The sequence below is a fragment of the Actinomadura alba genome (assembly GCF_014323705.1).
In the GTDB taxonomy this organism is placed as follows: Bacteria; Actinomycetota; Actinomycetes; order Streptosporangiales; family Streptosporangiaceae; genus Actinomadura_C; species Actinomadura_C alba.
Genome location: NZ_JABVEC010000071.1, coordinates 1 through 13050 on the forward strand (window position 1 = coordinate 1; position 13050 = coordinate 13050).

Consider the following 13050-nt stretch of genomic DNA (forward strand, 5'->3'; position numbering starts at 1 on the left):
ACCATGCCGAGGGTCGCTCCCCGTAAAACGGGGGCGGCCCTCGACGCATGTCCTGGACCTGACAGGATGAAGAGGTCCATCCCACTAGCAGACGACAGTGCAGGACGTGATGAGCGGGCAAGACGACGACCGCCGCGACAACGATCGTGAGCGGCGCGACGGACGGCAGGCCAACAACGGTGGACGTGGGAGGCCGGCTGGGCGCGGTGGGCCCGGGGAATCACGCGGCACTGGAGGAGCTTCGGGACAGCGTAGGTCGGGCGGCTGGACTGGTCGCCAGAATCCACGTGACGACAAGCGCAACGGCGGAGAACGCCGCGGTGAAGGTGGTCAGCGACCGCGCGAAGGCCGTGACGACACGCGAGGTCAGGGGCGGACCGGCGGATCTCCGCGGGGTGAACGCTCGTTCAAGAGCGGACCTCGGGATCGTTTCGGCGGGCCCCGGGGGGATCGTTCCGGCCAGTCCGGTGAGCGACGCTCCAGCGGGCCCCGCGAGGATCGGTCCGGGGGGCCGCGGGGCGGCGGGTTCAGCGGTTCGCGTGATGACCGTTCGGGTGAGCGGCGTTATTCGGCTCCGCGTAACGATCGCGGAGATGGTTCTGGCGGCGATCGTTTCGGTGGTTCTCGGGATCGGCGTTCTGGTGCTCCGCGTGGTGAGCGTTCGGGTGAGCGGCGGTTCGGGGATTCGCGCAGAGACGGTGCGCAGGGTTCGGGGGACGACCGTTCGGGTGAGCGGCGTTATTCGGCTCCGCGTAACGATCGTGGGGACGGTTCTGGCGGGGACCGTTTCGGTGGTTCTCGGGATCGGCGTTCTGGTGCTCCGCGTGGTGAGCGTTCGGGTGAGCGGCGGTTCGGGGATTCGCGCAGAGACGGTGCCCAGGGTTCGCGGGATGACCGTTCCGGGGGTCCCCGGCAGGACCGCTCGGGCGATCGGCGCTCGGGTCCCCCGCGTGGTGAGCGCTCCGGTGAGCGGCGCTACGGCGGTCCGCCGGAAGGCCGTGGTGACCGGTCTCGCGGCGGCTCTCCTGACCAGAGATCGGGGAACCGGGGCGACTTCCGCCCTCGGACGGACCAACCCGAGCGCGCCGGTACCCGGCGCCCCTACGGAGGGTCGGCGGAGCGATCCACTGTGCGCGGGCCGGCCGATGATCGTGACCGGCCGCGTCCTGCCCATGACGACCCGATTCTGCCGGACGACGTCACAGGCGATGAGCTCGACGAGTTCGCCCGCGATGAGCTGAGAACCCTGCCGAAGGATCTCGCGACCCGGGTGGCGAGACACCTCGTCATGGCCGGGCGCCTGGTCGATGAGGACAGCACCGCCGCCTACGGCCACGCGCGAGCGGCCAGGCGAGTCGCCTCACGCGTGGGGCTGGTACGCGAAGCCTGCGGTTTCGCCGCCTACCACGCGGGCGAGTGGTCGGACGCCCTGGCCGAGTTGCGTGCCGCCCGACGGCTCGCGGGCCGGGATGACGCCTACTTGGCGGTCATGGCTGACTGCGAGCGCGGCCTCGGCCGCCCCGAGCGTGCCTTGGACATCGCCAAGTCGGCGAATGTGAAGGGTCTCGAGCATGACGAGCGCATCGAGCTGCGCATGGTCGAGTCCGGCGCGCGCCGTGACCTGGGTCAGTACGACGCCGCGGTGGTCGCGCTGCAGATCCCGGAACTCAAGGATCGCCGACTGCGACCGTGGTCGGCGCGGCTGTTCTACGCGTACGCGGACGCGTTGCTCGACGCCGACCGTGAGGACGAGGCCCGTGACTGGTTCGCCAGGGCGGCCGCGGCTGACCGGGACGGTGAGACCGACGCCGCCGAGCGTCATGCCGATCTCGAGGGCCTGGAGATCATCGACGCGGAGTCGATCGAGTCCGAGGCCGCGGAGTTCGAGGCCGTCCAGCTCGAAGAGGTGAGCACCGAGATGCCGGACTCAGCAGGTGTCGAGCCGGCGGTGCCCACCTTCGAGGCCCCCGAGCCGCCGGTGGACGCGGAATCCGAGGTTCCGGACGAGCAAGGAGCCGGGCCGGGTACGCCGGACGAGAAGGCGGCCGATACGAAGGCCGGGTCACCGGTGGATCCACCTGAGTTTCTGGAAGCCGAGTTCGCCGACGACGATGCGGACGATGATTCGAAGGACACCGGCCCCACGGCATGATCCGATCTCTTCCGCGGTGATCTTGCACTGGTCCGCGCTACCGGGCCCGTCCCAGCGCGAACCTCTGCAAGATCACCGCGGAAGAGGCTTCGGTCGTGATCATGCAGAAGTTCGCGGTCGTACGTTCCCCGCCCGACGGGCTTCCGGTGCGAGCGCGGGTGCCCATCCCTGCACATCTCGGCGGAAACGAGCCGAAGCCGGCCCTGAGGGCGACGCGGCCGGTCAGGCCAGTTTGCCGAACGAGTGCATGATTCCCGCGACGTTGCCGGCGGTGCTGTTGAGCAGCTCGTACTTCTCCGTCAGCGCGGGGTCCGCGTCCGGACCGTACGCCTTGTAGCGGCCGTCGGTGCGGTCCCGCACCATCGCCACGGCGTGGTCGATGTCCAAGCTCTCGTCATGCGCCTTCCGCACGGTCTCGACCCAGAGCCGCAGTTCCTCGGCGGATCGGTCCAGCGTCTCGGTGACGGCCGCCACCGGGCCGTAGTGGGCGAACAGCAGCCGCTTCGGCCCGAGAGCCTTGAACTTCTCCAGCGACGCCAGGGCCGTGTCCATGTCGAAGTCCGGAGGCGGTGTCGCGGGGCGGACGTCGGCCGTCTCGGGAATGTAGATGCCGGCGGCGTCACCCACGTAGAGATCCCCGGTCAGCGAGTCGAGCAGGCCCACGTGGTGCTTGGCATGCCCGGGTGAGTAGTGGGATTCCAGCCGCCGCCCACCGCCCAGGTCGATCACGCCGGTGTCCTCGACGGCCCGGATGCGGGCGGCGTCGGTCGGCTTGAGCTCGCCGAACAGTTCGTCGAGCAGATCGCCGTACACCATCCGCGCGCTGCGCATCAGCCGCTCCGGGGCGGCCAGGTGACGGGCGCCCTTCTCATGCACGACGATCTCGGCGGCCGGATAGGCCTCGGCCATGTCGCCGACCCCGCCGGCGTGGTCGAGGTGGATGTGCGTCACGACGACGGTCGAGAGATCGGACGGCCCGACGCCGAGTGAGGTGAGCGCCTCGCGTACGACCGGCGCGGACCCGGCGGTGCCCGGCTCGACCAGACACGGACGGTCGCCGAGGATCAGATATCCCGCCGTGATACCGGTATGGCCGGCCATCCGGGTATCGATCTCGTAGACGTCATCGCCGAGCGGCGTGACCTTGGGTCGCGGGCTCATCGCCTCACTCCACTCGGGTGGGTCGGCAGGGTGATGGTGGTGAGGGCCACGGACGCTCTCCGGTCGCCTGGACCCACCCCGGGTCGCCCCGCGATCGCGCGTGCCGGGACATCCGGGAGGACGGATCGGTTCCGAGTTCGACGGGTCGCCGCCACCGGCCGGGCCGCCCCTTCCCGGAGGCGCCGGGGGAGGAGCCGTACCTCCACTGTCACCGCCTTCACACTTCACGGTGGTCCAGGAGCCCACCGGCACGTGCTCATAGTAGACCTCGATCGTGCCGTGGGTTCTCCCTCGCCCCGGCCGTCACGTGGTCGCGTGGCGGCTCGCTGCGGATGGAGTTATCCACAGGCGTCAGAAGGGGTGTCGCGGGCCGGCCCCGCTGTTTCATGGTGGGTCGGACCGCTCCGACCGGAGCGGTGGACCGGAAGGAGCACGGGATGACGCATCCGTACGTCAACGATGTGGCGCTCGTCGGCAGGTTGTCCGGCGGGGTCGAGTGCAAGCCCTTACCCAGCGGCGACACGGTCGTCGAATGGCGGTTGGTGGTCGAACGGCCCCCTGAGACCAGGCATCGGCAGAAGGTCGTCGACACGATCGACTGCGTTTCGTACGACGAGCGGTTCCGCTACCTCACCTCGGACTGGCGGCACGGCGACCTGATCGAGGTGCGTGGAGCCATCCGGCGGCGCTTCTGGCGGACGATGTCCGGAGCCACCGCCAGCCGTTGTGAGATCGAGGTCCGCGAGGCCGATCTGGTGGCCGTGGCACCCGAGATCAGCGGGGTCGGGCACGACGCCGGCGGATAGCCGGCGACACCGATCGCGTCGCGTGCACCCGGCGGAACGGGCCTGGCGCGTCGCGCCGCGCGGCGTCATACCGACCGGCGTGGCACCGCGCGGCACCGGGTGTGATCGGCGGTTGGCCGTGCGACCACACCCGGCCCGGTGCTCAGCCCGCGTCGAACAGGCGCAGGATCAGTCCCGTGCGCGGCTTGGGCCCGAACGACGTCGACTTGCGTGGGACCCGTTCCCCGCCGGCCGCGAGGGCCAGGACGTCCTCGACCCGGAGCGGGTTGAGGATGGCGGCGGTTCCGCCGTTGCGGCGTGCCTGTTCGATCGCCGCGGCGGCGTCGTGGTGCACGATCTCGACGGTCTTCTCGCTCTCGGCGATTCCCCAGACCTGTTCGATGAGCAGCCGGTCCAGGATGGCGGTGTCGAGCCGCCGCCACCGGTCCGAGTGCCCGGCCGGCATGGCCTGCTTCAGCCGCATCGGGTCTGGATCGGTGAGCAGGTGGAGTCCCGCGCCGCCGCCGAGCAGGAAGGCCGGGCCCGAGGCGTCGCGCAGCGCTTCGAGCGCACCGTGCAGGGTGCCCGGGAGGTCCGTGACGCGGAAGACCGCCTTGGCACCTTCGATCGCGGCGGCGGGGGCGAGCCCGGGAAGCACCCGGTGGATGGCGCCGAGGTGCGGCGGATAACGGGTCGAGTCGACCAGCAGCGCCAGCCCGTGGTCCCACGGCCCGGTGCCGTCGCCGGCGGCGTGGTGCCGGGCTTGCAGCGCCCGGTAGGTCGCGTACCGGTGGTGGCCGTCGGCGATCAGTGCCTGCCGATCCCGGAGGTCCGCCGAGATCCGGGCCTGTACGGCGGGGTCGGTCACCCGCCACAGCCGGTGCGTGAGCCCGTCGTCGACGGTCACCTGAACGTCCGGTTCGGCCGAGGCGGCGGTCTCGTCGACGAGCCGGCCGGCGTCGCCGCCGCCCTCGTACAGAAGGAAGATCGGCTCCAGGTTGGCCTGCGTGGCCGCCATGAGCCGCAGCCTGTCGCGGACCGGGCCGGGGAAGACGTCTTCGTGCGGGAGCACCACCCTGGCCGATTCGGGCCGGAGCCCGAGGGCCCCGATGAGCCCGCGCTGCAGGGAGTTCGCGTTGCGCTCCTCGTACACGTACAGCGCCGGTTCGGCGTCCGTGACCAGCGTGCCGTCGGCCAGCCAGCGGCGCAGCAGATCGGCGGCCTCTCCGTAACAGGTGCCCGGGTCGCTGACACCGTCCCAGGGCAGGATCAGCCGCACGATGTTGCGCGCGTCGCTGTCCAGCAGTCGCCGCATCTCGTCCTCGCCGATCAGGTCGTACGGCGGGGTCGTGACGGCCGCGAGGTCGACGGTGCCGGGCGCGAAGCGCACACCGCGGAACGGCGCCAGCTCCAAGCCGGCGTCGCCGTTCCGCTCGTACGCACCGAAGATCCGGGCGCTGAACTCCGCCGGGGTACGGCCGGAGGGGAGATCGTCATCCACTGGGGGCATGGTAATGGGTGGCGGGAAGGCGCTTCGCCGCCGGGACCGGGCATGATCGGAGTGATAAGGGAGGCCCACAGATGGTAAAAGGTCCGGACGGACCCGCGGATTCCCCCGGTGAGGATCGCGGCCGGGAGGACAACGGCGAAGTATGTGAAGCGTCGTCGGCCGAGCCCAGCGGCGGCGTGTACGAGTGGTACCGGCGTGGCCTGGACCTGCTGAGCACCGGTAGCCCGGCCGCCGCCGTCCAGCTCCTCCAGCGTGCCGCCGAGGCCGAACCGTCCTCGCGCAGCATCCTGGAGGCACTGGCGCGGGCACAGTACGGCGCGAAGCGGTTCGCGGACGCGGCGGACAGCTTTCGGTCGATCGTCGAGCACAACCCCTCCGAGGACTACGCGTTGTTCGGGCTCGGGCTGGCGCTGAGCCGGCTCGGGGACTTCGAGTCGGCGGTGGAGCATCTGGCACTGGCGGCGGCGATGCGCCCGGACAACAAGCACTACACCAACGCGCTGCGGCATGCCCGGGCGACGCTGAACGCCCGGAGATGATCCGCTAGCGTGGACGAAATGCGACCCTGTGACCGTCCGCTGAGCGAGGCCTACGACGTCGCGCTGCTCGATCTCGACGGGGTGGTCTACGTCGGCCACCGGCCGGTGCCGGGTGCCGCCGACGCGCTCGGCAAGGCACGGGCGGCCGGTCAGCGGCTGGCCTTCGTCACCAACAACGCCTTCCGCACCCCGGGTGCCGTCGCCGATCTGCTCACCCGGCTCGGTGTGCCCGCCGCCCCCGACGACGTGGTGACCTCGGCGCAGGCGGCGGCGCGCCTCCTCGCCGAGCGGCTCCCGGCGGGTTCACCGGTCCTGGTGGTCGGCGGCATGGGCCTGCGGCACGCCCTGCACGGGCAGGGCCTGCGGCCGGTGTCCACGGCCGCGGACCGCCCGGCGGCCGTGGTGCAGGGCTATGACCCGAACCTGTCGTACGGGCTCATCGCCGAGGGCGCTCAGGCCGTCTCCGACGGCGCCCTGTTCCTGGCCTCCAACGGTGATCTCACCATCCCCGGCGAGAGCGGGCCGCCCCGGCCGGGCAACGGGGCACTGATCCAGGTGATCAGGACCGCCACCGGCGTCGACCCGATCATCACGGGCAAGCCCGAACGGCCGCTCCACCGCGAGGCGGTCATGCGCACCGGCGCGGAACGGCCGCTGGTGGTGGGCGACCGGCTCGACACCGACATCGAAGGCGCGCACAACGGCGGCGCCGACAGCCTGCTGGTCCTGACCGGGGTCACCGACGCGCTCGCGGCGGTCACCGCGGTCCCCGAGCACCGGCCGACCTATCTCGCGGCGGATCTGTCGGGCCTGCTGACGTCCCATCCGGAGGTCCGGCGCTCACCCGGCCCCGAGGGGGACTCCTACACCTGCGGTGGCTGGACGGCGCGGTGGACCGGCGAGACCGTCGTCGTCTCGCGCCACGAAGGCGACGGCGACGGCGACGGGGGCGGCGACGGCCGCGACATTGACGACAGTGACGATGGCGGCGACCGCACGGGCGACCGCCACGGCGCCGGCGGCGACGGCTACGACGGGCTCCGGGCGCTCTGCGCCGCCGCGTGGCGGGCCGAGGAACCGGCCGAGCCGGCCGCGGTGCGGCAGGCGCTCGACCACCTCGGCTTCGGCTGACCGTCCGCGTTCGCCCCCCAAGCCGCGGGCCCGTGCCCGAACCCTTTGATCGGCAAATGGTCAAAAGGCCTTTGTTTTATGCTCATCTGACGCATCACTGCTGCCCTCGTTCTCGGTAAAGCGTTCCGGGCGAAACCCCCGTACACCCAGGAAGGAACGCGATCTTGATGACCAGTTGGCGCAATGGCCTCGTCGCCGCCGTGCTGGCGTTGACCCCCGTGGTGGCCGCTCCCGGTGTCGCCGTGGCGGGCTCCACGCCTTCGCGGCACCGGCACGCGTTCGACCTGCAGGCCCATCGCGGAGGACTGGGCCTGGTCGTCGAGAGCACGCTGCCCGCCTTCGAGAACGCTCTGCGGCTCGGAGTGAGCACCCTCGAGCTCGACGTGCAGATCACCGAGGACGGCGAGGCGGTGGTCACCCACGATCGGCAGATCAACGCCCGCAAGTGCCAGGACACCGCCCCCGTCGCTCCTGGAGACCCCGAGTTCCCCTACGTCGGCAAGTACATCAACACTCTGACGCTGAAGCAGGTCAGGACGATGGACTGCGGCAGCCGGACGCTGAGCGAGTTCCCGGCCCAGCGGTCCGCCCCGGGCGCCCGGATGCCCCTGCTCAGCGAGGTGTTCGACCTGGTCAAGCGCTACCGCGCGCACGGTGTCAGGCTCAACGTGGAAACGAAGGTCGAGGCGGGTGCCCCGAGTGAGACGGCGCCGCGAGAGCAGTTCGTGCAGGTGACCTCCCGGGAGATCCGGCGCGCCCGCATACTCGGCCAGGTCACCATCCAGAGCTTCGACTGGGGTGCGCTGATGCGGATGCGGCGGGTCGAGCCGCGCCTGCCCATCGTGGCGCTGACCAACCGCGACTTCCTGCAGACCGGTCAGCCCGGCCGGTCGCCCTGGCTCGGCGGGATCGACATCGACGACTTCGGCGGCGACCCGATCACGGCGATCCGCTCCTTCGGCGCCGACGCGTTCTCGCCGGTGCACGGGTTCCCGCAGAACGGGACGATCAACGATCCCGGCTACGAGCCGTACACGACCAAGGAGATGGTGACCCGGGCCCATCGCGCCGGGATCAAGGTGGTCCCGTGGACGATCGACGATGAGGCCACCATGAACAAGCTCATCGACGACGGGGTGGACGGCATCATCACCGACTATCCGGACCGGCTTCGCAAGGTGATGTCCGAGAACGGCTTCGCGCTGCCGAAGGGCTATCGCGCGCCGCGCCGGTAACCGGCGCCCGCCGGCGGCGGCCGATCGGCCTTCCCGGCCGGTCCGGCCGCCTCTGCGGCTTCAGAGCAGTTTGCGGAGCCGGAGCAGGTCGAAGATGTTGGCCTCGATCTTGAGGCGGCCGGACGCCCAGGCCTTCGCCGCCTTCAGCTCGTCATTGGCCAGCGCCACGAGATCGTCGCTCTTCGCCGTCACCCGTACCTGGGCCGATTTCGCGTCGTCGGTCCGCCGGAAAGGATCCAGTCCGCCGTCGTGGATCCGGGTCTCGAAGGCGAGCTCGAGATCCGGGATGCGGCAGCTGATCGTCCGCTCGACGACATGCTCGGCGAAGTCCGTCTTGTCCACTTCGCCGAGGCGTGCGGCGATCTGCTCGAGCGCCTTTCGGCATTCCTCCTCGTTCGCCATGGTCGGGCCGTTCTCCGCTCCTGTCGGCAACGTTGTCGTCTCGTGACGGTAGCGTTCCCAGTGAGCTGGAAGCGACTCGCGGCACGCGGTCGTTGATCGGGAGGCGAAGACGGTGATGGGCGTGGAGGATTCACGAAGTGCCGGCGGGCACGTTCCGGGCGGCCCCGTTCCAGGCGGAGACGTTCCACGCGGCCACGTTCCGGGCGGTGACCCGATCGGGGGGGACGGCGGCGCGTCCGGTGGCGCGTCCGGTGGTCCGTACGGTGCCCCCGGCGGCATCGGTGCCGGCCGGCCCCCGTCCACCGCCGCACCGACCGGTGACGAGCGGGTCGACGAGGCGCTCACGCCGCTCGGCGCGCTCGGCCGGGCGCCCGTGTCCGGGCACGTCGAGATCTTCCGCGAGGTGCACCAGCGGCTCCAGGACGTGCTGTCCTCGATCGACCAGGACGGCCCGGCGCCGACGCCGCCACGGCCATGACGCGTCGAAGACTCGACGCCGAGCTGGTGCGGCGGGGGCTGGCCCGGTCCCGCGAGCAGGCCGGTGAGCTGATCGGCGCCGGCCGCGTCCGCGTCCAGGGGAACACCGCGGGCAAGGCCGCCTCCCAGGTCGAGACCGGTGCGGCGATCGTCGTCGACGCGGCCGACAGCGGCCCCGAGTACGTCTCCCGGGGCGGTCACAAGCTCGCCGGGGCCCTGCGCGCCTTCGCCGATCTCGACCCCAGGGGCCGGCGGTGCCTCGACGCGGGAGCGTCCACGGGCGGGTTCACCGACGTGCTCCTGCGGGCCGGGGCGGCGCATGTGGTCGCCGTCGACGTCGGCTACGGCCAGATCGCCTGGTCGCTGCGGACCGACGACCGGGTGACCGTGGTCGAGCGGCTGAACCTCCGCGACCTGACGCCGGCCCACGTGGGCCCCGAGCCGCCGAATCTGGTCGTCGCGGATCTGTCGTTCATCTCGCTCCGGCTCGTGCTCGCGCCGATCCATGGCTGCGTGACCCCGGACGCCGACTACGTGATGATGGTGAAGCCCCAGTTCGAGGTGGGCAAGGACCACGTGGGCGCCGGTGGTGTCGTCAGAGACCCGGCGCTGCGCGCCGATGCCGTCAGGGGCGTGGCCGGCCACGCCCTCACGCTGGGTCTCGGCGTCCTGGGCGTCACGGCGAGCCCGCTGCCGGGGCCGTCCGGCAATGTGGAGTATTTCCTTTGGCTTCGGGCCGGTGCGCCGCCGCTGGACGAGCGCGACCTGGCGAAGGCGATCGAGGAGGGACCTCAATGAGCGTGAGCCGATGAGCGACAAACGATCAGTGCTGATCGTGACGCACACCGGACGGCCGGGAGCGGTGCGCAGTGCCCAGCTGGTCATCGAGCGGCTCAGTGAGGCCGGCATCGCCGTGCGGGTGCTCGACGCCGAGGCCGAGGATCTCGCGTGCGCGGACGTCGACGTCATGTCGACCTCGGCGGCGGCGGCCGAGGACGCCGAGATGGTGATCGTGCTCGGCGGTGACGGCAGCCTGCTGCGGGCCGCCGAGCTGGCCCGGCCGACGGGCACCCCGCTGCTCGGGGTCAACCTCGGCCACGTCGGCTTCCTCGCGGAGGCCGAGCGGGCCGACCTCGCCGCCACCGTCGAGAAGGTGGTCGGCCAGCAGTACGAGGTCGAGGAGCGGATGACGGTCGAGGTGACCGTGCGCCAGGACGGCGCCGTCACCGCGACGACCTGGGCGCTCAACGAGGTGACCGTCGAGAAGGCGTCGCGCGAGCGGATGCTCGAGGTGGTCGTCGAGATCGACGGCCGGCCGCTGTCGCACTGGGGCTGTGACGGCGTGGTCGTCGCGACGCCCACCGGATCGACGGCCTACGCCTTCTCGGCGGGCGGGCCGGTCGTCTGGCCGGAGGTCGAGGCGATGCTGGTCGTCCCGATCAGCGCCCATGCCCTGTTCGCCCGGCCGATGGTGGTCTCGCCGAGGTCGGTCGTCGCCATCGAGGTGATACCCGAGACGTCCCGCGCGGCACTGTGGTGCGATGGCCGGCGCACCGGCGATCTGGCGCCGGGATCACGGGTCGAGGTGCGCCGCGGCGAGACACCGGTGCGGCTGGCCCGGCTCCACCGCACCCCCTTCACCGACCGGCTCGTGACGAAGTTCGGGCTGCCGGTGACCGGCTGGCGGGGGCGCCCTCGCACACAAGAGCGATAACCTCACCTGGAATGGGGCGCCGGGCCCCGTGACCCCCCGAAACCGTCGGGGTACGAAGTGTGATCCGGATAGGGGGTACCACGTGCGGCCGATGGTCGAAGAGGTACGAATCCAGGGTCTCGGCGTGATCGACGAGGCCGTGCTGGAGCTGTCCCCGGGGTTCAACGTCGTGACGGGCGAGACAGGGGCGGGCAAGACCATGGTCGTCACCAGCCTGGGACTGCTGTTCGGCGGGCGGGCCGATCCGCAGCGGGTACGACCCGGTGCCGAGCGCGCCACCGTCGAGGGCCGCATCGTCGTCGACCCCGGCGGCAAGGTCGTCGAGCGCGTCGAGGAGGCGGGCGGTGAACTCGACGACGGTGCCCTCATCATCACCCGTTCGGTGTCGGCCGAGGGGCGTTCGCGGGCCCACCTCGGCGGCCGGTCCACCCCGGTGAGCGTGCTCATCAACCTCGCCGACGACCTGGTGGCCGTGCACGGGCAGGCCGACCAGCAGCGGCTGCTGCAGGTGGGCCGGCAGCGGGCGGCCCTCGACCGCTACGCCGGCGACGAGCTGACCAAGCCGCTGCGCGCCTACACCTCCGCCTACCAGCGGCATCGCCAGGTCGGCGCGCTGCTCGAGGAGCTCACCACACGGTCGCGCGAACGGGCCCAGGAGGCCGACGCGCTGAAGTTCGGGCTCGGGGAGATCGAGAAGGTCGATCCGAAGCCGGGCGAGGACGTCGAGCTCGCGACCGAGGAAGAGCGACTGGGCCACGCCGACGCCCTCCGCACCGCCGCGACCACCGCGCACGAGGCACTGCTCGGCGACCCCGACGCCGTCGTCGCCGCCGCGGACGCCGTCGGGCTGCTCGGGTCGGCCCGCAACGCCATCGAAGTGGTCCGCGACCACGATCCGGCGCTCGCGGCGCTCGCCGACCGGCTCGCCGAGGCCGGCTACCTGCTCTCCGACGTAGGCGGCGAACTCGCCGCCTACGCCGAGTCGGTCGAGGCCGATCCGGTCCGGCTCGCCGCCGTACAGGAGCGCAGGGCGGCGCTGACGGCGCTGACCCGCAGGTACGGCACCAGCATCGACGACGTGCTCGACTGGGCGAAGACGTCCGTGCAGCGGATCACCGAGCTCGACGGGGACGACGAGCGGATCGAAGAGCTGCAGGTCGAGTACGGCGAGCTCACCGAGCGCCTCGGTGAGCTCGCCGGAGAGCTCACCTCGGTGCGCACCCGGGCGGCGGAGCGGTTCTCGGTCGCCGTCACCGAGGAGCTCACCGCGCTGGCCATGCCGCACGCCCGCATCGTGGTCTCCGTCACCCCGACCGGCGATTTCGGCGCGCACGGCGCCGATGAGGTGGAGCTGCGCCTGGCGGCGCACCCCGGCGCTCCGCCGCTACCGCTGAACAAGGGCGCCTCCGGCGGCGAGCTGTCGCGGGTCATGCTCGCGATCGAGGTCGTCTTCGCCGGTGCCGATCCGGTGCCCACCTTCGTGTTCGACGAGGTCGACGCCGGGGTCGGCGGCAAGGCGGCGGTCGAGATCGGCCGCCGGCTGGCCCGGCTGTCCCGCAACGCGCAAGTGATCGTCGTGACGCACCTGCCGCAGGTCGCCGCGTTCGCCGACCAGCATCTGCTGGTGGAGAAGTCCAACGACGGCACGGTCACCCGCAGCGGCGTCATCACGCTCGACCGGGACGGGCGGGTACGTGAGCTGTCCCGGATGCTCGCCGGGCTGGAGGACTCCGAGCTGGGCCGCGCGCACGCCGAGGAGTTGCTCGCGCTCGCCGCCGCGGAGCCGTGATCGCACGATCCGCTCGGCCCTGTTTCTTTGCCTCGCTGCGCTCGGCGCCTCGCGGGCCTTGGAGATGGCGGCTTCCCTCGTCGCGTGCTCGCTCGTGCCCTGTTGCCCTGCCTCGCTCCGCTCGGCGGCTCGCGGGCCTTGGAGATGGCGGCTTC

At 71.6% G+C, this 13050-nt stretch carries 12 protein-coding genes; 9 read left to right on the forward strand and 3 right to left on the reverse strand.

The genetic code is table 11. The features are described 5' to 3' along the window. Positions 1-1129 precede the first annotated feature (1129 nt). Positions 1130-2152 (forward strand): tetratricopeptide repeat protein, encoded by a 1023-nt coding sequence (locus HKK74_RS38485; RefSeq protein WP_312882199.1) that lies wholly within the window; start codon positions 1130-1132, stop codon positions 2150-2152. A gap of 222 nt (positions 2153-2374) precedes the next feature. On the opposite strand, the gene HKK74_RS38490 is transcribed toward HKK74_RS38485, so the two are convergent. After that, positions 2375-3313, reverse strand: coding sequence for an MBL fold metallo-hydrolase (locus tag HKK74_RS38490; protein WP_187248377.1), 939 nt, complete (start codon positions 3311-3313; stop codon positions 2375-2377). A 437-nt stretch (positions 3314-3750) separates the two neighbouring features. Between HKK74_RS38490 and HKK74_RS38495 the strand changes: the two genes are divergently transcribed. After that, positions 3751-4119: a single-stranded DNA-binding protein gene (locus HKK74_RS38495; protein ID WP_187248378.1), complete on the forward strand. Its 369-nt coding sequence runs from the start codon at positions 3751-3753 to the stop codon at positions 4117-4119. A gap of 142 nt (positions 4120-4261) precedes the next feature. Here the strand turns inward: HKK74_RS38495 and HKK74_RS38500 are convergent, their stop codons facing one another. Beyond that, positions 4262-5608 (reverse strand): DUF1015 family protein, encoded by a 1347-nt coding sequence (locus HKK74_RS38500; protein ID WP_187248379.1) that lies wholly within the window; start codon positions 5606-5608, stop codon positions 4262-4264. Between the two features lie 71 nt (positions 5609-5679). On the opposite strand from HKK74_RS38500, the gene HKK74_RS38505 reads away from it, so the two are divergent. The 3 genes from HKK74_RS38505 to HKK74_RS38515 all read left to right on the forward strand — a co-directional run bounded on the left by HKK74_RS38505 (position 5680) and on the right by HKK74_RS38515 (position 8513). Beyond that, entirely contained in the window at positions 5680-6147 is a 468-nt protein-coding gene (locus HKK74_RS38505) for a tetratricopeptide repeat protein (RefSeq protein WP_187248380.1), read from the forward strand. A gap of 18 nt (positions 6148-6165) precedes the next feature. After that, the gene (locus HKK74_RS38510) at positions 6166-7278 is read left to right on the forward strand and encodes an HAD-IIA family hydrolase (protein WP_187248381.1); all 1113 of its coding nucleotides are present in this window, start codon (positions 6166-6168) and stop codon (positions 7276-7278) included. Between the two features lie 167 nt (positions 7279-7445). Then, positions 7446-8513 (forward strand): glycerophosphodiester phosphodiesterase family protein, encoded by a 1068-nt coding sequence (locus tag HKK74_RS38515; RefSeq protein WP_187248382.1) that lies wholly within the window; start codon positions 7446-7448, stop codon positions 8511-8513. Between the two features lie 60 nt (positions 8514-8573). Here HKK74_RS38515 and HKK74_RS38520 read toward each other — a convergent pair whose 3' ends face one another. Beyond that, the gene (locus tag HKK74_RS38520) at positions 8574-8915 is read right to left on the reverse strand and encodes an SCP2 sterol-binding domain-containing protein (RefSeq protein WP_187248383.1); all 342 of its coding nucleotides are present in this window, start codon (positions 8913-8915) and stop codon (positions 8574-8576) included. Between the two features lie 121 nt (positions 8916-9036). Here HKK74_RS38520 and HKK74_RS38525 point away from each other — a divergent pair, with 121 nt between their 5' ends. The 4 genes from HKK74_RS38525 to recN all read left to right on the forward strand — a co-directional run bounded on the left by HKK74_RS38525 (position 9037) and on the right by recN (position 12895). Beyond that, positions 9037-9393 carry a hypothetical protein gene (locus HKK74_RS38525; RefSeq protein WP_187248384.1) on the forward strand — a complete coding sequence of 119 codons (357 nt, stop codon included), beginning with the start codon at positions 9037-9039 and terminating at the stop codon, positions 9391-9393. After that, on the forward strand, positions 9390-10190 hold the full coding sequence (locus tag HKK74_RS38530) for a TlyA family RNA methyltransferase (protein WP_187248385.1): 801 nt from the start codon (positions 9390-9392) through the stop codon (positions 10188-10190). Before HKK74_RS38525 ends, HKK74_RS38530 begins: the two co-directional genes overlap by 4 nt. Before the next feature lie 10 nt (positions 10191-10200). Beyond that, a complete protein-coding gene (locus HKK74_RS38535) occupies positions 10201-11106 on the forward strand; it encodes an NAD kinase (protein ID WP_187248386.1) in 906 nt (301 codons plus the stop codon). A gap of 91 nt (positions 11107-11197) precedes the next feature. Continuing rightward, complete coding sequence (gene recN, locus HKK74_RS38540; protein ID WP_187248387.1) at positions 11198-12895, forward strand: DNA repair protein RecN; 1698 nt, start codon at positions 11198-11200, stop codon at positions 12893-12895. Positions 12896-13050: the final 155 nt, after the last annotated feature.